Annotated in this window: 21 protein-coding genes; 3 read left to right on the top strand and 18 right to left on the bottom strand. The window is 54.5% G+C overall.

The window, feature by feature from the left end:
• Positions 1-83: 83 nt before the first annotated feature.
• From BQ7382_RS01585 to lepB, 4 genes are all read right to left on the bottom strand, one after another.
• Entirely contained in the window at positions 84-9,836 is a 9,753-nt protein-coding gene (locus tag BQ7382_RS01585) for an InlB B-repeat-containing protein (RefSeq protein ID WP_077390394.1), read from the bottom strand.
• A gap of 24 nt (positions 9,837-9,860) precedes the next feature.
• A complete protein-coding gene (locus BQ7382_RS01580; protein WP_077390393.1) occupies positions 9,861-10,055 on the bottom strand; it encodes a hypothetical protein in 195 nt (64 codons plus the stop codon).
• Between the two features lie 18 nt (positions 10,056-10,073).
• Entirely contained in the window at positions 10,074-10,241 is a 168-nt protein-coding gene (locus BQ7382_RS09515; protein WP_159437193.1) for a hypothetical protein, read from the bottom strand.
• A gap of 113 nt (positions 10,242-10,354) precedes the next feature.
• Positions 10,355-10,906, bottom strand: coding sequence for a signal peptidase I (lepB, locus tag BQ7382_RS01575; RefSeq protein WP_077390392.1), 552 nt, complete (start codon positions 10,904-10,906; stop codon positions 10,355-10,357).
• Positions 10,907-11,189: 283 nt separating this feature from the next.
• On the opposite strand from lepB, the gene BQ7382_RS01570 reads away from it, so the two are divergent.
• Positions 11,190-11,921: a GGDEF domain-containing protein gene (locus tag BQ7382_RS01570; protein ID WP_077390391.1), complete on the top strand. Its 732-nt coding sequence runs from the start codon at positions 11,190-11,192 to the stop codon at positions 11,919-11,921.
• Entirely contained in the window at positions 11,914-12,939 is a 1,026-nt protein-coding gene (locus BQ7382_RS01565; protein WP_077390390.1) for a hypothetical protein, read from the top strand. Before BQ7382_RS01570 ends, BQ7382_RS01565 begins: the two co-directional genes overlap by 8 nt.
• A 95-nt stretch (positions 12,940-13,034) precedes the next feature.
• On the opposite strand, the gene BQ7382_RS01560 is transcribed toward BQ7382_RS01565, so the two are convergent.
• From BQ7382_RS01560 to BQ7382_RS01515, 11 genes are all read right to left on the bottom strand, one after another.
• Entirely contained in the window at positions 13,035-13,286 is a 252-nt protein-coding gene (locus BQ7382_RS01560) for a hypothetical protein (RefSeq protein WP_235847912.1), read from the bottom strand.
• A 61-nt stretch (positions 13,287-13,347) separates the two neighbouring features.
• Positions 13,348-15,033: an AfsR/SARP family transcriptional regulator gene (locus BQ7382_RS01555; RefSeq protein WP_077390388.1), complete on the bottom strand. Its 1,686-nt coding sequence runs from the start codon at positions 15,031-15,033 to the stop codon at positions 13,348-13,350.
• A gap of 4 nt (positions 15,034-15,037) precedes the next feature.
• Positions 15,038-15,913 carry a type IV pilus twitching motility protein PilT gene (locus BQ7382_RS01550; protein ID WP_331465905.1) on the bottom strand — a complete coding sequence of 292 codons (876 nt, stop codon included), beginning with the start codon at positions 15,911-15,913 and terminating at the stop codon, positions 15,038-15,040.
• 21 nt (positions 15,914-15,934) lie between these two features.
• On the bottom strand, positions 15,935-16,105 hold the full coding sequence (locus BQ7382_RS09780; protein WP_331465904.1) for a hypothetical protein: 171 nt from the start codon (positions 16,103-16,105) through the stop codon (positions 15,935-15,937).
• 26 nt (positions 16,106-16,131) lie between these two features.
• Entirely contained in the window at positions 16,132-16,602 is a 471-nt protein-coding gene (locus BQ7382_RS01545) for a hypothetical protein (protein WP_077390387.1), read from the bottom strand.
• A gap of 52 nt (positions 16,603-16,654) precedes the next feature.
• Positions 16,655-17,158, bottom strand: a complete 504-nt coding sequence (locus tag BQ7382_RS01540; protein ID WP_077390386.1) for a hypothetical protein — start codon at positions 17,156-17,158, stop codon at positions 16,655-16,657.
• Positions 17,159-17,188: 30 nt separating this feature from the next.
• Entirely contained in the window at positions 17,189-17,650 is a 462-nt protein-coding gene (locus tag BQ7382_RS01535; RefSeq protein WP_077390385.1) for a DUF4860 domain-containing protein, read from the bottom strand.
• Positions 17,650-18,012 carry a hypothetical protein gene (locus BQ7382_RS01530; RefSeq protein ID WP_077390384.1) on the bottom strand — a complete coding sequence of 121 codons (363 nt, stop codon included), beginning with the start codon at positions 18,010-18,012 and terminating at the stop codon, positions 17,650-17,652. Before BQ7382_RS01530 ends, BQ7382_RS01535 begins: the two co-directional genes overlap by 1 nt.
• 31 nt (positions 18,013-18,043) lie before the next feature.
• A complete protein-coding gene (locus BQ7382_RS01525) occupies positions 18,044-19,033 on the bottom strand; it encodes a type II secretion system F family protein (protein ID WP_077390383.1) in 990 nt (329 codons plus the stop codon).
• 92 nt (positions 19,034-19,125) lie between these two features.
• The gene (locus BQ7382_RS01520) at positions 19,126-20,034 is read right to left on the bottom strand and encodes a transglutaminase-like domain-containing protein (protein ID WP_235847911.1); all 909 of its coding nucleotides are present in this window, start codon (positions 20,032-20,034) and stop codon (positions 19,126-19,128) included.
• An 82-nt stretch (positions 20,035-20,116) separates the two neighbouring features.
• Entirely contained in the window at positions 20,117-20,554 is a 438-nt protein-coding gene (locus BQ7382_RS01515) for a hypothetical protein (RefSeq protein WP_077390382.1), read from the bottom strand.
• Between the two features lie 42 nt (positions 20,555-20,596).
• Here BQ7382_RS01515 and BQ7382_RS09510 point away from each other — a divergent pair, with 42 nt between their 5' ends.
• Complete coding sequence (locus tag BQ7382_RS09510) at positions 20,597-20,785, top strand: hypothetical protein (protein WP_077390380.1); 189 nt, start codon at positions 20,597-20,599, stop codon at positions 20,783-20,785.
• On the opposite strand, the gene tsf is transcribed toward BQ7382_RS09510, so the two are convergent.
• The 3 genes from tsf to coaBC all read right to left on the bottom strand — a co-directional run bounded on the left by tsf (position 20,782) and on the right by coaBC (position 23,971).
• Positions 20,782-21,693, bottom strand: a complete 912-nt coding sequence (gene tsf, locus BQ7382_RS01505) for a translation elongation factor Ts (protein ID WP_077390378.1) — start codon at positions 21,691-21,693, stop codon at positions 20,782-20,784. The genes BQ7382_RS09510 and tsf overlap by 4 nt on opposite strands.
• Before the next feature lie 78 nt (positions 21,694-21,771).
• Entirely contained in the window at positions 21,772-22,521 is a 750-nt protein-coding gene (rpsB, locus tag BQ7382_RS01500) for a 30S ribosomal protein S2 (protein ID WP_077390376.1), read from the bottom strand.
• Positions 22,522-22,735: 214 nt separating this feature from the next.
• On the bottom strand, positions 22,736-23,971 hold the full coding sequence (gene coaBC, locus BQ7382_RS01495) for a bifunctional phosphopantothenoylcysteine decarboxylase/phosphopantothenate--cysteine ligase CoaBC (RefSeq protein ID WP_077390648.1): 1,236 nt from the start codon (positions 23,969-23,971) through the stop codon (positions 22,736-22,738).
• Positions 23,972-24,347 lie beyond the last annotated feature (376 nt).

The following is a 24,347-nucleotide window of genomic DNA, read 5'->3' as shown; positions in this document are numbered from 1 at the left end:
CTGGAAAAGGGCGCCCTCAGGCACCCTTTTCCTTAAAATCTCCCTGATATCTGTCCTTTGTCCGCTATCTCTGATACCTCAGATCAGAGTCTCTTCTTTTCCTCCAGATCCTCTGTGAGTTCGAAGATCTCCTCCTGATCCTTCTTCATGGAATGCGTGTACGCGATCACCACGATCATGGTCAGGAGCATGAACAGGAATGGCAGGATGTTGCACTTCTCGTGAAGCATCCTGTTGGCCTTTGGTGTCTTAACGTCACCCAGGTCAGTGAGCGTGTCTCCGCTCGGTCCTGCTACGATCGCCGCACCTCCAGTGGTTATTCCTGTTCCAGGATTGAATCCAGGTCTTACCGGAGGAGTTACCGGCGGCACCACAGGAGTAACAGGTGTTACATCCGGGTTCCTGTCGTAAACTACGGTCACCTCTACGTTTCTCTCCGGCATGCTTGCCATGGTCACATATGCCTCTCTAGGAGTGTAACCGGACACTGCCGGGGATGTGATGCTGAAGCTGTCTCCAACCATATACTGTCCGATGTAGTCAGGTGCCAGGGTGTTTCCGTTGGCATCTGTGTAGTGGATAGTAGCGGTGTACAGTATCGGAGCTGTTACCGTCAGCTTTCCGTAGTTCACCTCGATGCTGTAGTTGTTGCTCTTAGTCCCATCGTTCAGGGTGTAATCGAAGGTGTTGTCACTCTCGCCCTGCTCTGTCTGGCTTCCGGTGAAGGTGTACGATGCACCCTCGCCTGCCGCAAATCCGTCTCCGCCGACGGTCATGTCGCTGTTGGTGAGCGGCGTTCTGTCGAACGGCTTGCTGGCGCTTCCGGATGTGAGGGTCACCGATCTAGGATCGATCCTCAGCTCTCCTGCTGCATATTCGATGCTGGCGAAGTATGCCGTCACATCTTTTCCGTCACCGTCGCTTATCACCAGCGAGCTCTTGTCCACTGCGGTCTTGAGCGATCCGACATCCTTGATGGATCCCGTGCTGTCCGCTGCCCCCGTGAATCCTGCCGGCAGTCCGGTTACTGTGGCTGCACCGGCCGTCAGAGGCGTTCCGTCGTACTTCTTGGAGCCGGAGGCTGCGGTCACCTTGATCTTTGCCGAAGTGTTCGCCGTGATCTCCAGCGTTCCAGGGTTTTCTGTTATCTGGTAGTTTCCAGCCTTGAATCCATCGTTCGTATCGTACTTGATGGTGTTCTTCACCTTGCCAACTCCGGTGATGGAGCCGGTAGCTCTGATGTTGGACACCTCTCCTGCGACGAACTGGTCTCCTCCAGTGACTTCGCTATTGGTCAAGGCCTTTCCGTCGTACTCCTTAGTGGCACTGCCAGATGTGAGGACTACCTGTCTCTTCGTAACTTCGAGAGTTCCGTCCGCGGTCTTGATGTTATCGAACTGGTCGGTAACGTCGTTGCCGTCTGCATCTCTGACCACATAGGAGTCGATCTTGTTCGCGGTCTTACCAACGTCTGTGATGGAGCCGATGGTATTCGCCTCTACAGTGTATCCTGCAGGTGCCGTCCAGTCGTATCCGGCCGTCAGCGCGGTGCCGTCGTATGGCTTGTCTGCAGACCTTGCAGTTACTGTTACAGCTTCGCTGTTCTTCGTGACTGTGAGTGTACCGAAGCTCTCCTCGATGTCGTAGTTGTCCAGAGTGTATCCGTCATTGACGGTGTACTTGATAGGGTTATCAATGCTTCCGGCCTTTGTGATCGAGCCGGTACCCTCTGCCTTGACCTCACCCTCGACGAAGGCCTTTCCATCCTGGAAGTAAACCTTGGAGTTGGTGAGAGGCTTACCGTCGTACACCTTGGAGTCGCTTGCGCTCTGGATCACCACCGGCTTCTTCGTGATGTTCAGAACTCCGTTCTTGATCGCAACTCCGCTCTCGAACTGGTCTGTCACATCCTCGCCCTTGTACATGATGGCGGCCTTAGTGATCTTGTTTTCTGTGCCGCTGTCCCCCACGTTCTTGACTGAACCAACTACAGTCGCCTTTACAGAGAATCCCGCCGGCATCTTGTCCAGGCCGGATACGGTGTAACCGTCGTCGCTGTGGCTCTTGCCGTCGTATACCCAGGTATGGCTGTTTGCCGTCACAGCCACGTCAGCCGTGGATACAGGGACCTGAGTTATAGTGAGATCACCCTCATCTTTCTTGATGTTGTAGTTTTCCTTGTTGAAGTTATCTCCGGCGGCGAATGTGATCAGGTTCTTTACCGTTCCGACCTTTGTAATGGATCCGGTAGCCTTGATGTCCTTCACCTCACCATCTACGAAGCCCTGTCCGCCAACTTCCACGTCAGGTCTCGTGAGTGCGCTTCCGTTGTACGCTCTCGTTGCGGATTCACTCTTAAGCGTTACGTTTCTCTTCGTTACCTTCAGCTCGCCATTCTTGTAAGTGATGTTGGAGAACTGATCGGTGACGTCATTGCCGGCTGCATCCCTGATCACCAGGGTGCTCTCGTCCACGGTAGTTGCGACGGTTCCTGCATCCCTGATGGAGCCCTTGCTGTCCGCCGTTCCGGTGAATCCGTCAGGCAGTCCAGTAACGGTCGCTGCACCCGCCTTGAGGGCCTTGCCGTCGTATACCTTGGTATCCGATGCGGCTGTCACCTTTATGGCGGCAGTCGTGTTAGCAGTGATCTCCAGAGTTCCAGGATTTTCTGTTATCTGGTAGTTTCCTGCCTTGAATCCATCGTTTGTATCGTACTCGATGGTGTTCTCAGCCTTGCCCACCTTGGTGATGGATCCGGTCGCCCTGATGTTGGAGACCTCTCCGTTTACAAATCCCTGTCCGCCTATCGTAACACCAGGCTTCGTGAGAGCCGTTCCGTCGTACTCTCTCGAGTCAGATCCGCTGCTGAGGATCACCTGTCTCTTCGTCACCTCGAGAGTACCGTCCGAGGTCTTGATGTTGCTGAACTGGTCGGTGACATCGTTGCCGTTGGCGTCTCTAACAACATAGGATTCGATCTTGTTTACAGACTTACCAACGTCTGTGATGGAGCCGCTGGTCTTCGCCTCTACAGTGTATCCTGCAGGTGCAGTCCAGTCGTATTCTGCCGTCAGTGCCGTTCCGTCGTACGGCTTGCTGGCAGATCTCGCAGTTACCGTAACAGCTTCGCTGTTCCTGGTTACTGTGAGGGTGCCTTCTGACATCTGAATGTCATAGTTTTTCAGAGTGTAGCCATCTGTTACCGTCAGCTTGATGGTGTTTGCAGTGCTTCCCACCTTTGTGATTGTTCCAACTGCCTCTGCCTTGACCTCACCCTCAACGAAGGTCTTTCCATCCTGGAAGGTCACCTTGGAATTGGTGAGAGGCTTTCCGTCGTACACCTTGGAGTCGCTTGCGCTCTGGATCACCACCGGCTTTGCCGTTATGCTCAGCGTTCCGCTCTCGGCGGTCACTCCGCTCTCGAACTGGTCTGTCACGTCCTCGCCGTTATACATGATGGCTGCCTTAGTGACTTTGTTCTCAGTGCCGCTGCCCTTCACGTTCTTGACTGAACCAACGACAGTTGCCTTTACTGAGAATCCGGAAGGCATCTTGTCCAGGCCGGAAGTTGTGTAACCATCGTCGCTGTGGCTCTTGCCATCGTATACCCAGGTGTTGCTGTTGGCTGTTACAACTACATTAGCCTTCTCTGAAGGTACCTTCTTGATCGTGAGTGTTCCCTCATTCTTGGTAATATCGTAGTTATCCTTGTCAAACGTGCTGTTTTCGGTGTAGGTGATAGTGTTGGTCACAGATCCCGCCTTGGTGATGGATCCGGTGGCCTTGATGTCCTTCACTTCGCCACCTACGAAGCCCTGTCCGCCCACTGTTACGTCAGGCCTTGTGAGCGCCGTTCCGTCGAACACCTTCACAGCGGACTCACTCTTCAGTGTAACAGCCCTCTTTGTTACTGTCAGCTTTCCGTCTCTGTATGTGATGTTGGAGAACTGATCGGTAACGTCATTTCCGTCTGCGTCTCTGATCACCAGAGTGCTCTTGTCCACGGAAGTCGTCACTGTTCCTGCATTCTTGATGGATCCGGTGCTGTCTGCAGTTCCGGTGAAGCCGTCAGGCAGTCCCGTTACAACAGCCTTGCCTGCCTTGAGGGTCTTGCCGTCGTACATCTTAGTGTCTGACGGAGCAGTCACCTTGATCTCTGCGGTGGTGTTAGCAGTGATCTTCAGAGTTCCAGGGTTCTTGGTGATGTTGTAGTTTCCTGCCTTGAATCCGTCGTTGATATCGTACTCGATGGTGTTCTCGGTCTTGCCCACCTTAGTGATCGAGCCGGTCGCCCTTACGCTTGACACCTCTCCTGCAACGAACTGGTCTCCTCCGGAGACTTCGCCGTTCGTCAAGGCTGTACCATCGTATTCCTTAGTGGCGCTGCCGGATGTGAGTGTCACCTGTCTCTTCGTCACTTCGAGATTTCCGTCCGCAGTCTTGATGTTGCTGAACTGGTCGGTAACGTCGTTGCCATCGGCGTCTCTTACAACGTAGGAGTCGATCTTGTTTGCAACCTTGCCCACGTCTGTGATGGAGCCGCTGGTCTTCGCTTCTACCGTGTAACCAGCAGGTGCCGTCCAGTCGTATCCGGCCGTGAGTGCTGTACCATCATATGGCTTGCTGGCAGATCTCGCAGTTATCGTTACAGCTTCGCTGTTCGGTGTGACTGTGAGTGTGCCAGGATCCTCTGTGATCGAATAGTTGTCCAGCGTGTAACCATCAGCTACGGTCAACTTGATAGTGTTCTTGGTGCTTCCCACCTTTGTGATTGTTCCAACTGCCTCTGCCTTGACCTCTCCTTCAACGAATGTCTTTCCTTCATCGAAGGTGACATTGGCGTTGGTGAGAGGCTTTCCGTCGTACACCTTGGAATCGCTGGCGCTGTGGATTACTACAGGCTTAGCCGTAATATTCAGGACTCCGTTCTTGATCGCGACTCCGCTCTCGAACTGGTCCGTCACATCCTCGCCCTTGTACATGATGGCGGCCTTAGTGATCTTGTTCTCTTTGCCGCTGTCGTTGACGTTCTTTACAGAACCTTCGACAGTCGCCTTTACCGAGAATCCCTCAGGCATCTTGTCCAGGCCGGATACTGTGTATCCATCATCGCTGTGGCTCTTGCCGTCGTATACCCAGCTGTTGCTGTTCGCTGTTACGGCGACATTGGCCTGAGAAACTGGCACCTTGGTAACGGTGAGTTTACCCTCGTCCTTCTTGATGTTGTAGTTGCTCTCTTTGAAGTCCTTTCCGGCGGTGTATGTGATGGTGTTGATCACGGATCCGGCCTTTGTGATGGATCCGGTGGCCTTCACGCCTGTCACCTCTCCGGAAACGAAACCTTCCTGTCCAGTAACATCAGGCCTTGTGAGCGCCGTTCCGTCGAACACCTTAGTCGCGGACTCACTGGTCAGCGTTACAGATCTCTTATTTACAGTCAGCTTGCCGTCTACGTACTTCACGTTGGTGAACTGGTCTGTGACGTCCTTGCCGTCTGCATTGTAGATTTTGTAGGACTTTACTTTTGTAACAGTCACGCCTGCATTCGTGCGGGTCTCTCCACCGGATACGGCCTCTCCAGTGAAGCCATCAGGCAGTCCCGTAATCGTTGCATCTCCAGCCTTCAGCGGCGTGCCGTCGTAGGTCTTGCTGCCAGAAGCTGCCGTCAGAACGATCTCCTTGGATGCGTTCTTTGTGACTGTGAGCGTTCCGATAGTCTCAGAAATATCGTAGTTGCCTTCCTTGAAGCCATCTTCCTTGGTGTAGGAGATGGTGTTGTCGGAGGTTCCGGCCTCTGTCTGGCTTCCGGTGGCCTTTATGTCGGATACTTCTCCTGCCACAAAGCCCTGTCCACCTACGGTGACGTCAGGCCTGGTGAGAGGAGTCCCGTCGTATTCCTTGGAAGCGGTCTCGCTGGTCAGCGTTACCAGCCTCTTCGTAACCTTGAGTGTCACTGCTTCTGCTTCCGCAGTCTTGTAGTTGCTGTTCTCAGCCTTTACATAAACAGTCTTCGTTCCTACGTCTTTGATCGAAGGCGCGTCAGTCGTCCACTCGCCGTCCTGGCCCACCTTGAAAAAGATGGTGGTGCCCTCAGTCACGTTTGCAACTGCGCTGGCGGCATGGGACTCTCCGTCGTATACGCCTTCATATCCTGTGGCGGTCACAGTCAGCTTGTCGGACTTGCTGATCGTGAGTTTTCCATCAGCGAACTTTACGGTGTAGTTACCCTGCTCCTCGCTGCCGGATGGTGTGATGGCGTATGTGCCCACATCTTCACCGGCCTCACGGCTGAGGGAGTACTGGATCTTGTCGTCGTTCAGGACGCCGGCCACCTTAGCGGTGAGCTCAGGATCCTTTTCTCCGTAAGCCTTGGACTTGTCCTCCGCCGTCACGGTGACTTCCTTAGGGTCTACCCTGAGGGTTCCCGTCTCCTTGGTCACCTTGTACAGGAGGTCTGTAACGTCCACGTTGCCGTGCATGATCTTGAAGGATGCAAAGCTGCTGTCGGAGGATCCGGCATTGGTCTGGCTGCCGCCGTATGTTGCGACGATCCTGTCTCCTTCTCCGAGGGCCCCTCCGGTGATCTCGTAGCTGTCCGCCTTGAGAGCCGTACCGTCGTAGGTCTTGCTCTCGTCGGCAGGCTTTACGGTGATCTCGGTCTTAGGCTTTTCCGTCCACTGTGCGTAGAGGATGTTGTCTCCGCTGTTGTCCACCAGGATCTCCGTCGCCGGATCGGCATCTGCTGCTATGGACTTTCCGGAGCCACCTGGCTCGGTGTTCCATCCGGTGAACTCGTATCCCAGAGGTGCGGTGAAGCCGGTCTCCTCCAGTGTCAGAGTCTTGAGCTTCGTGTTGTTGGTCAGGTCTGTCCCGCCGTTGTACTTCTGGGTCACCTTCTGATTGCCATCCGTGTCGATGGAGCCTTCAGGATAGTTGGAGTTGTAGGTGAGGCTTGCGGTGTCTGCCTTGTTCCCGTAAACGGCGGTCAGGGTGATGATCTTGTCATCCCCGGCGTTGGTGCCGTTTACAGCGATCTTGTCGTCAGGGTAGTAAGCATCGCCGCTCTCTGACTGCCAGTAAAGGAAGACTTTTCCCTTAGGCGCCTTGATGGCGGATCCGTACTGCACGTCTGCATGAGATCCCTCAGCATAGAGTTTAGGGTCTTCCACTGAACCAGTGCCTGCTCCAGCGCTGTATTCTACCTTGTACTTGCCATTGCTTACGTAGAACGGATAGAGCTCAATGTCACTGTAGATCTCGGTGTTGAAGTTGAACAGCGTGTAGCTGTCTCCGGACTTAGTAGCCCAGCCCTTCCAGTCGTATCCGTCCGGGATCACGATCTTCTCGCTGCTTCCGGTCTGCACCAGGTGTCCCTGACTGTCGTATACTGATGGCAGCTGGCTTGCGTCTATCTTGTCTCCGTATTCCAGCTGAAGATCTACTGAGTCTCCTCCGTGAACAGCCAGATATGCTTTACCGTTTACCTCAGGAGCTGCCCACTTGGCGTATACCATCACATCGTTCACCGGCATGGTGGTGTTGAAGTCGAACGGTACGGTGCACTCCTTGTCCTTGTACCAGCCCTGGAACGTGTATCCGTCAGGCAGGTCCGCAGGCCTCTCCGGAACGTAATCCGCATATCCGGAGAGAGGTGCCTCGTAAAGGACTTTGACATCCTTGGCCGTCTTGTTGTAGTTGTAGTAGGTCAGCGTGTAGCTGTTCCTGCTGTAGCGGACGTACAGGTTTCTGTCGTACTTTACACCGGAACCAGCGGATGCATCGTTCCAATTTTTTCCATTTGTACTGTAGCTGTTTATCGTAAAGCCGTTGTACTTGTTGGAAAAATAAAACGTACCGCCAGTTGTTGTAGTGCTGTTTGCAGGATCACCATAGCTGTATGATCCGTCCAGATTCTGCTTGTAGTGACTTATTGTGCTGGTTCCACTCGGATTTCTTCCGTACACACTGATATCCGTTGACGTACCATATTCATCGAGGGTATCAAATATGAATGCGTCAAGGAACGTAAGCTGCTGGTTCCATGAACGGTTATGCCAGTTGTACTGAGACGGCCATGTGTAACCGTTCTGCGCCAGGGTCTGACCATAAAGGCCTGTGAAGGTCTTGTATTTCTGCCAGCTGCTGCCCCACCAATCTCTCTGAATTGTATAGAAATTGATGGTCAGCGTCTCTCTGTCGTAGTACACGTTCAGGATCGTTGTGCCGTCTCCCGATACGGTGACAGACTCGGACTTGCTGCTGTTGTACTTGAATCCTGTGTAATCCTTGTTCCTGTCACTGTAATTCGGAGAAACCGTTGCTCCGGTCGTCCCAGTCCTACTGGCAGAACCGGCGTACTCGTAAGTCTTCTGGCTGTCCTTTGCGTCCTTGCTGTCTTCAACGGACTGCTTCCAGTAAACCACCGTGTAGCTGGTGTCGTCCTTCGCTTTCCAAACCGCGTACAGCGTTGTGTCCTCGCTGATGGTGCCGCCGAAGTCGAAATTCGCGTTAGTTGCGTCCTTTTCCGTAGACCAGCCAACGAAGGTGTATCCAGGCCTCTTAGGATCCGAAGGCTTCTTCGTGCCCTGATTTGCCGCCACGAACTGCGGTGCTATATACGATGCGCCCTCACCAGATGCGAACTGGAGGTAATGTCCCTCTTCGATCTTAGGGTAGAGCTTGATGTTCTTTGTTCCCAGTGTCACAGAGTCTCCCACAGGGTTTGTGAGGGCCTTGTCTGTGTACCATCCGGTCACGCTCTTGGTGGACTCCAGAGGCAGCTTCACGTCAGCGGTGCTGATCCTGTCTCCCTCCACTCCTTCCTTGGTGGTGGATACCCTGGAGCTGTCGTCTATACCATCCATGAAGAATACGTAGTGAGCTTCCTGGAAAACAGGGTATACGTTCACCGTTTCTTCCTTGTCCACGGTGACTTTTCCGAATCCGTCAAAGTCGGCGGTGGAAGCTCCCTTCGTGGTGGACCATCCCACCAGCTTGTATCCGTCCTTCTCCGGTGAAGAAGGCTTGTTCAGGGTGTCGCCCGTCTTGACGTTCTGAGTGTCGATAACGTTTCCGTCAGCATCGTGGAAGTTGTAGGTGGCGACCGGGATGTTCTCCTCGCCCTCTCCCGAGATGACGTAGATGGAGAAAGAGCTCTCGCTGAAGCTGGCTCCTCCTGCGCTGGCGCTGGCGGATACCTCGTTCACCTTTCCGCTGTCGGACTTGTGGGAAACGGTGAAGCTGTCTCCGTCCAGCTTGCTCGCCAGTGACATGGAAACGCTCACGGCCTTCTTAGGCTCTATCTCGTTTCCATTGGCGTCCTTGAATGTGATGTCTACGCCCACGGCGTCCTTCACCTGTGCGGAGGCGGTCTTCTCGGCGATGCTCTTCGCGGTCTTCGCGGAAACCGCCGTTACCACCATCGTGCTTCCGGACGGAAGTGCACCCTCAGGTGCGCTCACCTTCACGGTCACACCGTTGGAGGCTGTGCCGCTGAAGGACTGAGCCGGCATGGAAGGCTCTTCCGTCTTCGCTGCTTCAGAGGAAGCTGCCTGGTCAGAGGCCTGACCGTCCGACTGACCAGAGGCCTGCGACGATGTGTCGCTGCTCTGCGCCGTCTGATTTTCAGGCAGCTGAGCCTCCTGGCTGGTCTGCTCCTGGGCATCTGCAGTCTGACCCGTGGTCCCCGCGGTGTCCTGAGACTGATCCTGCGCGGTCTCATAGGTGTTTTCTTCAGATGCAAGAAGGCCAGGCGCCGTGGTCAGCACTCCGCTGGTGACCACCATGGCCAGCGCCAGAAAAAGCGCCATCCATTTTTTTGCGTTTTTCTTCTTCATTGTGCTAACTCCTTCTCGATCTTACTAAACTTCCTGAGCAGTATCACTTCCGCCATCCTGACCTTCTATCTGTTCTATCTGATCCTTCAGGTCATTCTTCACACTGCTCATCTTCCTCTTGCGAACTATGTACACCACTACTGCGCAGATGAGTACCACCAGCGTCAGCAGGGCCCAGATATCAAACTTCACCTGGGTGTGTGCAATCAAGAAACTCATTCTGCACCTCCTTCTTCTCTACGCAGTCCGGGACGGGTCGCTCGCTGAGGCACCGCCCGCATTCGAGTTGTATTTCTTTTCCAATTCGTCCTGGAACTCCTTCTCCCTCTTGTTCTGTTTCCTCCAGTGAAGGAGTCCGAACAGGACAGCCAGTGCGGCTGCAATTATCAGAGGAATGGTGTACATGTGTACCCCCAGGGTTTGGTGGCAAAATTCGTAATATGCTTCTACCATGGCTTTCCGTTCCTTTCTTGCTGAGCTGCGGGAGAAGTACGTTGTTGTTTATAAAAAATCTATCATTACTGTTGTCCGACGATCCTGCCCTGGATCTGGGCTGAGGACACGGGGCCGAAGGTCCTTGAGTCCGCAGAGTTCTCTCTGTTGTCTCCCAGAACGAAATACTTGGACTTCGGGAGCTTGTATGGGTATACCATCAGCCCGTCAGGTGCTTTCATGGTCTCTCCATTTGCATAGGACTCATCCACCGCCTTGCCGTTCACTATCAGCTTTCCGTCGCGGATGTCCACGGTGTCCCCGGGGACGGCGACGATCCGCTTGATGTAGTGGTCTCCGCCAGGCATCTTTATTGAAACTACGGTACCGCAGCTGTAGCTGTTCCCGCTCTTTACGAACCACACCGTGTCACCGTCTTTGTATGTAGGATACATGGAGTTCCCGTCCACTCTCGAGATCCCCATAAAGAGAAAAAGCACAGCGGCCAGGATCACCACCACCGCGATCACGCCTCCGGCCAGCCCAAGTGTCCTGCTCCTGGACAGCGCCTTTCTGACCTGCCCGCCCGGCTCCTGTTCCTTTACCGTCGCCTGAAAGTCCTGCAATCTCTCTGCCATGAAATCTACCTCCCGTCGTCATGAAGCACGTCAGTTTATCCACCGACCTATATGAATCATACACGATTGGGTGATATAATTCACGTACGGCAGTTGCCGCAGAGGCAAAGCGTATCTGGTATCATCCTTCTTGGCATCGAGTATACCCGACGCCCGTCTCACGACCGTCTCATATTGTGTCGATCACGAAACAAATTTATCGTTCGTGTGATATTTTTTTCGAAAATCGCCATTTTACATTCATACAAGAGCAGATAAGCACCCTGCCACAGGGAGGTATTTAATGAAGAAGACCGACAGGATCAAGACACTTCAGCTATTCGTCTTCCTGCTGATATCAGTTCTGTCCATCATAATCGTAGTCATAATGGGAGGCGGGAACCGCAGCGCCATTCTGCTGCTGTGGCTGACGCTCGCCGTGTCCTTTTTCTTCATCTTCGTGGACTTCACCCTCTTTGCCGACCAGCAGAAGGCCTACGAGAAAATGCTGGAAGCCCTGGGTTCGGATCCTGTCTCAAAGATAGCGAACAGATACAGCATCGACGCCCTGCTGGACAAGTACGAGGGCAGATCCCTGCCGGCCACCTTCACCTGCATAGCCTTTGAGATAACGAACATCAAGGAGATAAACAGAAAATACGGCAGGGCAGGCGGTAACGAGGCCCTCAAAAGGTTTTCCATAACTCTGAACCTGGCGTCTCTCGACAGCTTTTTCGTGGGTCGTAACGGCGGCAACCGGTTCATCGCCATGTCCGAGGATCTGTCGCGGGACGACGTGGCGATCTTTCTCCAGCGCATCTCGGATAAGATAGACCAGTACAACAGCCAGGCTTCCAGCCCTCACATCAGATACACGATCGGTGCGGCATTCAACGACGGAGAGAAAGAAAGAGACATCGTGGATCTCATTGCCCTGTCCAACAGGCGCATCCGCGAGACCGAAGAGATACACAACATCGTAAAGAACCATCCGGCGCCGCTCTCAGGCAGTAAGGACGACGAGGACCATGAATAGCAACAGATTCCGCAAGCTCAGTTCCAGGCGGAACGCATCATACACCCGCAGCCTCATCCAGGGGATAAAGGCGAAGGACAGCAACGCATTCGCCTCCTTTTACTCGCTCACGGCTGATCAGGTGTACAGGGATTTCTACAGCGAGCTGGAGAACACCTATGTGGTGCAGGACTGCGTCTCTGCGCTCTACATACTGTTCTACCGCTCTCTTGGGAATGTGGAGACCGCGGAGGAAGCCGCGGAGACGCTGAGCAGGCTGGAGCGGGAGATAATATCCAGCGTCAAGTCAAACAGAGTGGTAAAAAGAAAAGATCCTTCGCCGCGACCGAGGATGCGGGAAAAGGAGTCGGACATCATGCTCTCGGATCTGCTGGACAGGCTGAGGCTTCCAGAGAACACCATTCCACTGGAGTTCATCAAGGAATTCGACATCTACCGGGGGCGCAAGACTTACGCAGTCAGATGGCTCGTGGCCGCGGCAGCACTGGTCCTGCTGCTGATCCCCCTGCTCCTGCTGGACCCGAAAGCCACGTTGTCAAGGGCCGATAAGGTCAGTCCTTTCACCAACATGCCGGCCTATACCCTCAACGTGAGTTCCGTGCTACCTGTAGAGTCCGTGGTCGCCACTATAAACGGGGATCCGGTGCCCGTCATGCAGGAAGACAAGGACACCTACACACTTCTCCCGAGGGAGAACGGCGTGTTGACAGTGACCGTAAAGTCTCTTGGAAGGGGCTCCGTGAAGGAGTCCATCGCTGCAGACGTGAGCGACACATCCGTTCCGCAGATGACCGATACCACAGCCGAGGACGGAAAGCTAATCGTATATCTCTCTGACAAGGGCTCCGGAGTGAACTTCAGCAGGATCACCGCCCGTGACGAGGATGGAAACGAGGTCAGCTACCTGTCATATGACGAAAAGAACGGATCCGTCACATTCAATTATCCGGACTCTACGTTATACGTCGACGTTCCGGACAACAGCGGAAACGTGCTCAGCCTCAAGCTGGATAAATAGCTCTTCAGTAACATTTTAAAAGGGCCGTTTCGCGGCGACACATCTGCATCGCAAATGCGTCGCCGCGAGACGGCCCTTCTAATGATCCGATATTCCTATTCTGTCACTTCCCCATCGGTCTCGCAATCCGTCTCAAAAGCAGGATGCTCTCTGCCGATCACTGAATCCATGAGCTCTATGAGTTCGAGCGCGCTACGGAAGTTCTGCTTCTTGTCGCTCTCTACCCAGGTGATAGTCCCCTGCCAGGTGTGGTTCCTGTTATCCAACACATTTATCACAAACGAATCCATAGTCACGATCCCCCTGAATGTATATGTCCCAACGCAATTCATTTCATCTGATGTCATTCTTCCGCTACTACATAGTACTACAGCAATGTCTCAGCGGAGTCATATATCTGAAAAATCTTCACATGATCATTCTGTTTACCTTGTGCATCATGTCCAGCTCGCTGACGAACGACGCCTCATCCCCCTTATCATCGAATATCGTCCCCTGCCAGGTGCTGTTGTTTCTGCCAAAGAATCTGATGTTGAATGTGGCCAGCTCTCCCCTGTCGTCCATGATCTCCTCTGCGGTGTGATACAGGAGCGGAGCGTACTGCCAGCTGACGTCGCTGACCTCCGGACTGGAAGAGCTTTCTTTTCCAGGACCGTCATCTGTTCCGGAGCCTTTGGAGCTCTCCTGGAATCGCCTCTGAACGGTGTTGGTCTGAGGCCTGCCCATGTCGTCTAAAATTCTGTTCACAGCGGAAAAGAACTCCGCCGTACCCTCGAACGAAACAGGGTCTTTTACCGCAGCGCCGGTCACATGTCCTCCGAAATCACCTGTGCCGCTGCGGTGGTCTACGCAAATTCTAAGGGAGTCAGAACTCATTGGGTTCTGTACCGGAATGTTTTCCCCCTGCGTCCCCGGCATCTCCCTTAAGGTAAAAGGGTGTCTGTACCTGCCGCTTCCCCTCTTGCCCTCGAAATCGTCGAAGATTCTCTTCATCACCTTTTCCCCGGTCTCGTACTTGCACGCCGGGAGCATGATCACGTACTGAGTCCTGCTGTACCTGGTCACCACATCTCCGGACCTGAGAGAACTCAGGATGCTCTCTCGCAGCATGTCCATGCCCTTCTCGATCGCAGCCCCATTGTCCCGGCCGCCCTTGCTCTCATCCTTCAGGTGAAGGTCGACCAGGGCGATGTGGATAGGGTACCCGAAGCGGCGGAGCCTTCTGGCGGAGAGCTCGTAGATCTTCTTGAAGACTCCGAACTCGCAGTAAAAGGCACCTGCCGGAGTATCAGACTCCCTGAGCTGATCCAAGATGGTCTCGATCCCCGCCTCATAGTCGTGGACCTGGTCAAGGGAATTCTCGTAGGCCGCCACCAGCTCCTCCGACGGGCCTATTCCCAGGGCGTCGTAGAGCTTCTCGGATGTTGAGTGGAACGTCTGCTCAGCCTTTCTGAATTTTCCGGCTGCTCCCAGCGATCTGATGAGAATGGCCCACAACTCCTCGTCCAGAGGCTCTTCCAGGGTAGCTCTGTTGACGATCCTCTCCACATTCTCGTATTCTCCCAGTCTTTCATACAGACCGGCCAGCTCCTTCGCCACGGAAATGAAGTAGTTCTGATAGTAGGCCGCCAGGTTCATCACCCAGTGGTCCGTATCGTAGTCGGCCATGAATCTTCCCTTGTAAGTCTGGAACGCCTGCTCCAGGAGCCTAACCTTGTCCCTCAGATCCGAGGCACGGCGCCCCTCCTCTGTCAGGTCTGTCAGCTCGTCGTAATCGGTGACGATGTGGATGTCGGGATTGATCTTGTAGCTTCCTTTGTATGTGAATATGAAATCCACGTCAGGCCACTTGTTCTTCAGAAATTTTCTCAGACGCCAGGCAAGATTCTTCACAGCTCCCGATATGTTCACGTCTGACTCCATGCCCCAGATGGCATCCGAGATGTCGGCGATACTGCATACCTTGTCTCTGTTGGCGATCAGGTAAAAGAACAGCCTGACCAGCCTGTCCGAGTGCATTTCCTCCTGCGTCAGAGTTACCTCTCCATCCGACAGTTCCAGCTTGGAAAAGAAACGAGCCTTGAATTCTTCCATTCAACTACCTCCCAAGTCGATGCTTCATTATCTGGGGATCGCTGGCGTACTGAACGGCCACGTCTGAGGATATGATACCCTCGCTGGCCAGTTTATACAAACCTCCGTCATTAGTCAGATTCCCGCTCTCACGGCCGCCCTGTATGGCGGCGTCGATCTGAGCGATCTTGTTCTCTCTTATCATGTTCTTGATAGCCGGTGTCACCTTCATGAGTTCAAAGACGGGGATCACGCCCCCATCGAGTGTTGGCACCAGCTGCTGTGATACCACCGCGTTAAGAACCATGGACATCTGCACCGCCACCTGGCGCTGCTGGTTCGCCGGGAAAACGTCTATTATCCTGTTGATGGTGTTGGCCGCCCCCACGGTGTGGAGTGTGGAAAGCAGGAAATGCCCTGTCTCCGCGGCGGTCATGGCCACCGAGATGGTCTCGAAATCCCTCATCTCTCCCAGCAGTATCACGTCGGGACTCTGGCGAAGAGTCGCCCTGAGCGCCGTTACATAATTCACCGAATCCACGGCCATCTCCCGCTGGCTCACTATCGCCTTCTTGTGGCTGTGGAGATATTCTATCGGATCCTCCAGGGTGATAATATTGGCACTTCTGGTGTTGTTTATATGGTCTATTATACACGCAAGCGTGGTGGATTTCCCGCTTCCCGCCGGCCCGGTCACCAGTACCATTCCGTCCCTGGCGTCTCCCAGGTCTATGATCTCGTCCGGGATGTTCAGCTCCGCAGGGTCCGGGAGATCGAAGGATATTACTCTGATCACCGCGGCATAGGAGCCTCTCTGTTTATAGGCACTGACCCTGAAACGTGACAGTCCGGGGATGGCAAAGGAAAAGTCATCGTCTCCCCGCTGGGTGTAGTCCTGCATGGAGCGGTCTCCCGCCAGCTCTTAGATCTCCGTGACGAGGCGGCGTGTGTCGTCCGGCATGAGCCTCTCCCCTTCCAGCATCTTCACTTCTCCGCTTATCCTGCATCCGACGGTCATGCCGGCCACGATGAAGACATCAGAGGCGCCGTCCTGTACTGCCCGGGTAAGAATGTCTGTAACGCTTTGTGTCATTTTCTATCCCTTTCCAACGCGCCGGATCACTTCGATATCCGGAAGCCGGACACAGTCTGTCCTTCAGCACTTCCAGAGCTGCTTCCGGATCTGTCTCCGGAGCCGCCACCGGGCGCCGGAACCTCCCGCATCCAGGCGATCCTGTGCTTTCCTCCGTTCTGGCTCACACCGGCCTCGAGCTTCCTGCCGGACTTCATCCTCACCGTGATGACGCCTTTTTCCTGATCAAAAGTGGTCCTCTCCGGCAGCGTGCCACCTGTATCGATGGCCTGACATGCCTCCTCGGCCCTGTTCACAGCCACCTGATAGGACACGGCGCGGGTGCCCTGATCTCTCGCCTCCCTGTAGTCCTGCCGGGCCGTGACATAGGCACCGGCGCTCAGAACGATGAGGCAGACCGCGATGAAGGTCACCAGGAGCAGCGGGATCCCTATGGAATAGATCTGTCCGGCAGGTCTGGAATTCGTATCAATATTATATTTCTTTCCCGGATCCATGGCCTGTACCTCTCCTCGCTCTCGTCTCTCTTTCGCCGCCGTACTTTTCGCGCTATCCTGTGTAGTGCATGTATCTGACGGACGATATCTTTTTTCCCGTCTCCCTGTCCTCTATCCGGACGCGGGCGGTCATCATGCCGTCACTCTCGGTGGCGGTCACCTTCATCACCGTCCTGGCACCGCCGCTGTCCGCCCGGCCCAGGGCTTTGAAATTCTTGTCGTAGTATATCACTGCCCTCAAGGGTGCGTCCGCGGCGTTCCCGAACCCGTCGCCGCCCCCCATCACGGAGAGCTCCTGATACTGCGAGGACAGGACCTCCCGGAATTCTTCAACGCTCCCGGAGCTCCTGAAAAGCTCTCCCATGTTGTCCACCTGGTCCGCACTCCAGGATATCCTCCTGGACTCCCAGCTCTCCTCGCTTGCCTTGGCAAAAAAAGCCACCGCCACGGAGCTCACCAGGGCGAAAATCAGCACAGAAACCAGGAGCTCCATAAGCATTGGCCCCCAGCTCCTCCTGTTGAATTTTCTGCTGTTTCTCACCTGGCGGTCGTCCATGTCCGGTCGTCTTCCTGTTCCTCTTCCTGCCTAACTGTACAAATTCATAAATGCGGTCTCCGCGCCGCCGCTCCCGGCCGAGTACGTGATCTTCAGCAGTCTGTCGTTCACCATCTCCAGCCTGAACTCCCCGGCTTCGGCGATCTCTGTCCCGCCCCGGGGATCCACCGCGTTCCCCGTCTCCGTGTACTGCTCCATCAGCTTTCCATCATATCTGTATATATATGTGGACCACCTGCTGCCGTCCTTGGCGATCACCAGCGCCTGGCTGTCCCCGACGTTCCCGATGGACACGGAACCCGGATCAGCCTGTCTCACCTTCTCCCCCACATAGGCGGATATGATCCTCGACGAGTAATTGTCCTGCAGCTTTGCCTGCTGCGACCTGTAGACTCCCACCGACCCCGATGCCACCCACAGGGCCAGAAGTGCAAACAGGCAGAACAGCATGATGGGCAGGACGATATTTATTCTGAAGATCCTGTTTTTCATCACGCACCCAGGCCTTTCATGTCTCCGGAAGCTCCTTTGCGGATCACAGTCACATAGGGCCTTATGTTCGAGCCCCTGAGCTGGTATTTAACGGAAAAAGTATCCTTGTCGTATGTCAGGCCGTAGTGGTCCTCCAAGTACTTCACGCTTTCGGGGTAGCGTCCCTCCCGGGCGTAGCACAGCGTGACATCCCTGTTCACCGCCTCTTCCAGGACCTGCTCCTGGTTACGGACGGCGCCGCTGTCCACCTGCCCCATGCCGTAGAGAAACAGTCCCAGGACAGCGAAAAAGAACAGGACCGTCACGATGACCGCCGTCCTCGTTCTCCTCTCTTCTGATTTTGTCCTGGTGAAACGCTTCATCTGTCTCTCCCGAAAAAACTTTTTTCCTGTATCACAGCGCCGACATTATGCTCATTAGCGGCACCATCACGGACATCAGTATGCCTCCGACGATCACCGACACTATGATCACCAGCGCCGGCTCGAGCCGCGCCATCCTCCTGTCGATCCTTGTGTTCAGCTCGTCCTGGTACAGGTCGGCCACCTTTTCCATGGCCTCGTCCATGTTTCCCGTGCGGCTCCCCGTCTCCACGAGCTGCGCGTAGATCCCGGAAAAGATCCCGCTTTTCCTCAGTGCCCCGGAAAAGCTCTCTCCGTCAGTCATCATCTTGCGGCAGTCGCTGAGCTCCTGGCGGAAGTGAGGGTCCTCGTTCAGCTCCTCCGCCATGTCCAGCCCCTCGTCCACGGTGAGACCGCTGGAGAGCACCAGCCCCATGTGAGCTGCAAACCTTGCGGCAGCCTCGGCGTGCCTTGTGCTCCTGATCCCCGGGAGCCTGTTCCCGAGGGCCCTGAGCCTGTCAGCACCTCCGTCCGTCCTTCCCATGGCCAGCATGACGACAGCCAGTATCAGGACTATCACTATTATCACGAACCCCGAGCCGCTGAGTGATGCCCCGATCCTGTAGAGGACCAGGGGCACTCCTGTCATGGTCGTCCCGAGTTCCTTGAATACCCTGTTGAATATCGGCATGACCTGGATGACCAGTATGAGTATCACGGCCGTCACCATCACGGACAGTATCACAGGATATATGACCGCCTGGTAGATGCTGCTGCGGATGTCTCCCTCTCTCTGGTAATGGCGCTCCATGCGCATCATCACCTTGTCCAGGTTTCCTGTGACCTCTCCCGTGCTGACCATTCCGGTCATGTAATTCGGGAACACCCCGGAGGCCTTCATGGCGCTGCTCAGGCTTCCGGTCTTTCTGAAGTCGTCCAGCATGATGTCAAGGATCTCTTTCTCATCGCTGTTTCCGGCATCTCCCTTCATGATCTCCAGCCCGTCCAGCACCGACAGCCCGGAGCTTATGATCAGAGACATCTGGCCGGAAAAGGCCGCCAGCTCATCTGTGGAAAGCTTCCTGATGTTCTTTTTTTCTCTCCTCTGCCATGTTAACTCCTTTGGCTGCAGTATCAGTAGTTGTACATCACGGTATAGTGGCTGCTGTCCTTCATGTATTTTCCAGCCGACTTCTTGTCGTTTGCGGAGGCCAGCGTCGGGTCCATCAGCGTCCAGCTCTTTCCGTCGAACTCTATGATATCGTCCACCCAGCCCTGTTCTTTGAGATACACGCTTATCCACGCGTGGTACACATCCCCTGCGTATCCGACCTCGAGCTTGGTCGGGATGCCCTGGGACCGCAGCATGGCAGTCATCAGGGACGCGTAATCCAGGCATATGCCCTTTCCCGTGTCCATTGTCCGGTCGGGGTCCGGCAGGTAGTTCACCGGGATGTTTTCCGATTTCTTCGTATCGTATTTCACGTGACCGGTGACGTAGTCGAAAACATCAGTCACGAAGTCTATGTCGTCATCCGACTTGTCCGACAGCTTCCTTGCGTAGGTGGTGGACTCGGAGTCGTTGGTGTATTCCACGTACTGATTCGGATAGAGAAACGGTCCGAATTCATCGGCGAGCTGCACGGAGATGGTCCTGGAAAGAGCCACCGCATAGCTGTCGCCGGATACGTGAGAATAGACGATTATGGTGTAGCTCCCGCTTCCTCCCGACAGAGGCACGGCGTGGTATTTTTCCTTTTCAAAGGGATACGGCGTCCTCGTGCCATCCGGCCCCGTGACCTGCACCTGCACCTTATCGGCGCTCCCGGTGTACTTTATCATCACGTACCCCTGGGATGCGTTTGAGGCGTCTATGGACGCATCTCCTCCGGTATATACCTGAGTGCCTGAAGCCTGGGGCATCTCGGCCTTTTCTATTGTCTTCCTGCCTCCTCCTGAGCCTCCTCCCGGGCCCACGGAACAGCCGGACGCGAGGATGAGGATCAGCGCCAGAAGGATGGCGAGCATGGATCTTCTGCCCATTGCTAAAACCTCATCTTTTCCGGCGGCCGGGTCATGTCACGGCCCTCTGCCGGCTTATTTAAACACAAAACACAGTGATCTGCTAGCAGTCCCACCCCTCCAGTTCCGGGTCGTCGTCATCCCATTCCTCGACTCTGCCGTATTTTCCTTCGTCCTTGATCATCTTGGAGCGGATGAGGAACACGAGGCAGATGCCGATGATCTGTATCAGGTTCTCTGTGACAGACGTCTCCGTGACCAGCATGTGCCTGGACAGTGCAAATATTATAAGGTCGAGGACATCCTTCATCTTGTGGGTGGTGAGCAACTTGACCATCTCTATGCCCATGACGAAATACAGAACGTCCTCCAGGAAAAGTCCGAACCTGCTGGCGCTCTTCACGATCATCGGATCATGTATCACCTCGATGACCAGGTAGCCGCAGGATATTATTATCAGGATAATTATAAAGACGGACAGCGCCACTTCGATCCAGCGGCAGAGCCTTCCAATACACTTGTTCAGCTTGAATTTCTTCATAGATCTCTCCCGTTGAAAACACAAAATTCTAAGGTATTATACATGATTTTCGGGGACATGGTAAACCTGATGTGCGACAGAGGCACGAACGGACATTTCAGCGTCACGAAAGTCTGCTTCGCCAGGATATTCCGTATGAAAAAAGCAGGGCTCCCCGGGGATCTGCTCATGTCCCGGGAACTCCCTGCTTTCATCATTATTCGTCAGCGTGGCGACGAGCGCGGGGCTTAGCCCTGCACTGCAGCCGCAACCTCTGCTGCGAAGTCATCTTCCTTTTTCTCGATGCCCTCGCCTACCTCGTAGCGAATCATGGATACCACCTGCATAGGCTTGCCCATCTCCTTTGCAACGCTGTCAACGTACTGCTTTACGGACAGGTCGCTGTTCTTTACGAACGGCTGGTCAACGAGGCATACTTCCTTGAGCTCTTTCTTGATCTTTCCTGCAACGATCTTGTCCACCATCTCAGGCTTCTTGCCCTCGTTCAGGACCTGCTCGGTGAGGATCTTCTTCTCGCTCTCCAGGTACTCAGGATCAACGCCTGCCTCATCCACGAACTTAGGGCTCATGGAAGCTACCTGCATGGCAACGTCCTTTCCTACCATCTCGATCTCCTCAGGGGAAGCCTCGGTCTTGATGCCCACGATAACGCCGATGCGGCCGCCGCCGTGAACGTATCCTGTGTACAGGACGCCTGGCTCACTTACCTTCGCAAATCTTCTGATGTTCAGGTTCTCTCCGATCTTTGCCACCTTTGCTGTGTGTACCTCGGAGAGTGTGGATCCCTCGAAAGGCTCAGCCATGAACTCCTCCATGGAGTCGTCGCCCTTCTCCAGAGCGAGAGCTGCCACGTCCTGAACGTACTCTACGAACTCCTGGTTCTTCGCAACGAAGTCTGTCTCGGAGTTGATCTCCACGATGGCAGCTGTCTTGTGATCATCGCTGAAAGCGAGTCTTACCAGACCCTCTGCTGCGATCCTTCCGGACTTCTTCTGGGCCTTCATGATGCCCTTCTCGCGAAGCCAGTCTACAGCCTTGTCGATGTCTCCGTCTGTCTCTACCAGGGCCTTCTTGCAATCCATCATTCCGGAGCCTGTGAGCTCACGAAGCTCCTTTACCATTGCTGCTGTTACAGCCATACTATTCCTCCTTGTGGATCACCGGCATCTGCCGGGCGCGTTTTGTATAGATCTCGGTTTACGAAAGGTCCGGGAGAATTACTCCTCGGATCCCTCTTCAGCCTCTGCTGTTTCATCGCTCTCTGCAGGAGCCTCGGAGAAGCTCTCGCCCTGTCTTCCCTCGATCACAGCGTCTGCCATCTTGGATGTGATCAGCTTTACCGCTCTGATGGCATCGTCGTTTGCAGGGATGATGTAATCTACATCGTCAGGGTCGCAGTTCGTATCCACGATACCAACCACTGGAATTCCCAGGATCCTTGCCTCCTTGACAGCGATCTTCTCCTTCTTAGGATCTACCACGAAGAGTGCTCCAGGCATTCCCTTCATGTTCTTGATGCCGCCGAGATATTTCTCCAGCTTCTCTTCCTCAGCCTTCAGCTTCAGAACTTCCTTCTTGACCAGCTTGTCGAATGTTCCGTCCTCTTCCATGTCCTTGATGGCCTGGAGACGGTCGATCCTCTGCTTGATGGTCTTGTAGTTCGTGAGCATTCCGCCCAGCCATCTCTGGTTTACATAGTACTGGTCGCAGCGCTCTGCCTCCTCCTTGATGGCGATCTGAGCCTGCTTCTTTGTTCCTACGAAAAGGATAGGCTGTCCGTCTGCGGCAGTCTTGCGGATGAACTCATAAGCGTCGTCGATCATCTTGATGGTCTGCTGCAGGTCGATGATGTAGATGCCGTTTCTCTCTGTGAAGATATAAGGAGCCATCTTAGGGTTCCATCTTCTTGTCTGGTGGCCGAAGTGTACGCCGGCCTCGAGAAGCTGCTTCATTGATACTACTGACATGATTAAACCTCCGGTTGTTACATCCACCACGATCCAACGCCTTAAACCCCTGGGGCACCGCGGCTTCATCGTGGTGTGCCTTGTAAAAAAACTTAAAAGTCCGCACAAAAAAATACGGAACGCCTCTCAGACGCCCGTATATTATATGACAGCGCTCGAAACGGCGCAAGAACTTTTATTTGAAAACAAAGATAAAACACCGATAAAAACACGATCACATACTTGCCTTCCTGTCGAAGATCTCCTTTGCCCTGTCCAGCAGTACCATCCCCGCCTCCAGCTTGGAGAGCTTTCCGAGCTCCTCGGTGGTGTCCTCTGTGACTATGGTGATCACGTTGGTGTCACCGGCAAACCCGGCTCCTTCCGTGCGCAGGCTGTTGGCGGCGATCATGTCCAGCCTCTTCCGTTCCAGCTTGCCCCTGGCGTTTTCCACCAGGTCCTCGGTCTCCATGGCGAAGCCGCAGATCACCTGGTCGTCTCTCCGCATTTCGGACAGATCCCTCAGGATGTCTCCGGTTGGCTTCAGCTCCAGCCGCCAGCCGCCGGACTCCGTCCGGGTGTCCTCCGGCAGTTCAGTTTTCTTGACCTTGTGGTCCGCCTTTTCCGCCGGCGTGAAATCCGCCACCGCAGCGCTCATGAACAGCATGTCGAATTCCCCTGCCCTCGATATCACGGCCCTTTGCATATCCGCAGAGCTCTTCACAGACACGTTTTCCACGAACTCGACAGGCGGAAGGCTCGTCGGTCCGCTGATCAGCGTCACCTCCGCTCCCCGCAGCATTGCGGCCCTTGCGATGGCCTGTCCCATCTTACCGGAAGAGTGATTGGTGATGTACCGCACCGGATCGATGTCCTCCTGGGTCGGCCCAGCCGTGACCAGCACCTTCATGCCCCTGAGGTCCTTGTCCCTGGCGATCTCCCTCATTATATATTGTAATAAAACATCCGGCTCCGGCATCTTACCCGCCCCGGTGTCACCGCAGGCCAGGCGTCCGCTGGCCGGCTCTATCACCGTGAAGCCGTAACGAGTGAGTTTTTTCATGTTGTCCTGTGTGATCGGATTGAAAAACATTCCCGTGTTCATGGCCGGAGCCACGATCTTCGGGCAGGCGGCCGCCAGAATCACCGTGGTCAGCATGTCGTCGGCGATACCGTTTGCGGCCTTGGCGATAAAGTCGGCCGTGGCGGGAGCCACCATGATCACGTCGGCTTTTTTTGCCAGCGAGATGTGGGTCACATCAAACTTGAAGTTCCTGTCGAAGGTATCGATGTAGCACTTGTTGCCCGTGAGCGTCTCAAAGGTTATAGGCGTTATGAAATTCCTGGCGTTGGCCGTCATTATCACGTGCACGTCCGCCCCTTGTTTCACCAGTGCGCTGGCCAGAGACGCGGACTTGTATGCGGCTATGCCGCCGGTGACCCCGAGGACCACACATTTATCATGAAGCATGAGCTTTTCCTCCATATCATTTGTCTTCCCGCCTCGCGGGAACAAGTGAAGTATATCATATAAGGTAGAAAATATGGACGGCCGCATGGAGAGGGTACAAGAAAAAAGAGAGGACGGCCTCCCGAAGGACTGCGGCCGCGCCGCGCCTCGGCGCTTTCCGAACATTCCTCGCAAGACTTTCGCCGATCGTTCAGTTCTTTTCCCGGAAAAGCAATTTTTCACATCGATTTTCTGCGTGTTTTTCTCATTTCACTCTGGCCGGCCTTGCGGATCCCGAGGACCACAAACTATAATAATATGGCTCGAGGGAGTCGTTTTTTTATTTTTTGCGGCTTCCAAACACGGAAAGAAAGAACAGTCAAACAGTAAAGGAGTC

Source organism: Mobilibacterium timonense (assembly GCF_900155555.1).
GTDB lineage: Bacteria > Bacillota > Clostridia > Peptostreptococcales > Anaerovoracaceae > Allobaileyella > Allobaileyella timonense.
The sequence above is the reverse complement of the archived record's forward strand: the minus strand, read 5'-3'. Positions and strand labels throughout refer to the sequence as shown.

Excerpts from the sequence above, each read along its gene's own strand:
- BQ7382_RS01530 (WP_077390384.1), bottom strand. The coding sequence starts at position 18,012 with ATGAAGCGTTTCACCAGGACAAAATCAGAAGAGAGGAGAACGAGGACG.
- BQ7382_RS01535 (WP_077390385.1), bottom strand. The coding sequence starts at position 17,650 with ATGAAAAACAGGATCTTCAGAATAAATATCGTCCTGCCCATCATGCTG.
- BQ7382_RS09515 (WP_159437193.1), bottom strand. The coding sequence starts at position 10,241 with ATGTACACCATTCCTCTGATAATTGCAGCCGCACTGGCTGTCCTGTTC.
- BQ7382_RS01515 (WP_077390382.1), bottom strand. The coding sequence starts at position 20,554 with ATGAAGAAATTCAAGCTGAACAAGTGTATTGGAAGGCTCTGCCGCTGG.
- BQ7382_RS01560 (WP_235847912.1), bottom strand. The coding sequence starts at position 13,286 with ATGACATCAGATGAAATGAATTGCGTTGGGACATATACATTCAGGGGG.
- BQ7382_RS01570 (WP_077390391.1), top strand. The coding sequence starts at position 11,190 with ATGAAGAAGACCGACAGGATCAAGACACTTCAGCTATTCGTCTTCCTG.
- BQ7382_RS01520 (WP_235847911.1), bottom strand. The coding sequence starts at position 20,034 with ATGGGCAGAAGATCCATGCTCGCCATCCTTCTGGCGCTGATCCTCATC.
- BQ7382_RS01580 (WP_077390393.1), bottom strand. The coding sequence starts at position 10,055 with ATGAGTTTCTTGATTGCACACACCCAGGTGAAGTTTGATATCTGGGCC.
- rpsB (WP_077390376.1), bottom strand. The coding sequence starts at position 22,521 with ATGTCAGTAGTATCAATGAAGCAGCTTCTCGAGGCCGGCGTACACTTC.
- BQ7382_RS09780 (WP_331465904.1), bottom strand. The coding sequence starts at position 16,105 with ATGACACAAAGCGTTACAGACATTCTTACCCGGGCAGTACAGGACGGC.
- BQ7382_RS01540 (WP_077390386.1), bottom strand. The coding sequence starts at position 17,158 with ATGGACGACCGCCAGGTGAGAAACAGCAGAAAATTCAACAGGAGGAGC.
- tsf (WP_077390378.1), bottom strand. The coding sequence starts at position 21,693 with ATGGCTGTAACAGCAGCAATGGTAAAGGAGCTTCGTGAGCTCACAGGC.
- BQ7382_RS01555 (WP_077390388.1), bottom strand. The coding sequence starts at position 15,033 with ATGGAAGAATTCAAGGCTCGTTTCTTTTCCAAGCTGGAACTGTCGGAT.
- BQ7382_RS01585 (WP_077390394.1), bottom strand. The coding sequence starts at position 9,836 with ATGAAGAAGAAAAACGCAAAAAAATGGATGGCGCTTTTTCTGGCGCTG.
- BQ7382_RS01545 (WP_077390387.1), bottom strand. The coding sequence starts at position 16,602 with ATGGATCCGGGAAAGAAATATAATATTGATACGAATTCCAGACCTGCC.
- BQ7382_RS01565 (WP_077390390.1), top strand. The coding sequence starts at position 11,914 with ATGAATAGCAACAGATTCCGCAAGCTCAGTTCCAGGCGGAACGCATCA.
- coaBC (WP_077390648.1), bottom strand. The coding sequence starts at position 23,971 with ATGCTTCATGATAAATGTGTGGTCCTCGGGGTCACCGGCGGCATAGCC.
- lepB (WP_077390392.1), bottom strand. The coding sequence starts at position 10,906 with ATGGCAGAGAGATTGCAGGACTTTCAGGCGACGGTAAAGGAACAGGAG.
- BQ7382_RS01550 (WP_331465905.1), bottom strand. The coding sequence starts at position 15,913 with ATGCAGGACTACACCCAGCGGGGAGACGATGACTTTTCCTTTGCCATC.
- BQ7382_RS01525 (WP_077390383.1), bottom strand. The coding sequence starts at position 19,033 with ATGTCTCTGATCATAAGCTCCGGGCTGTCGGTGCTGGACGGGCTGGAG.
- BQ7382_RS09510 (WP_077390380.1), top strand. The coding sequence starts at position 20,597 with ATGATTTTCGGGGACATGGTAAACCTGATGTGCGACAGAGGCACGAAC.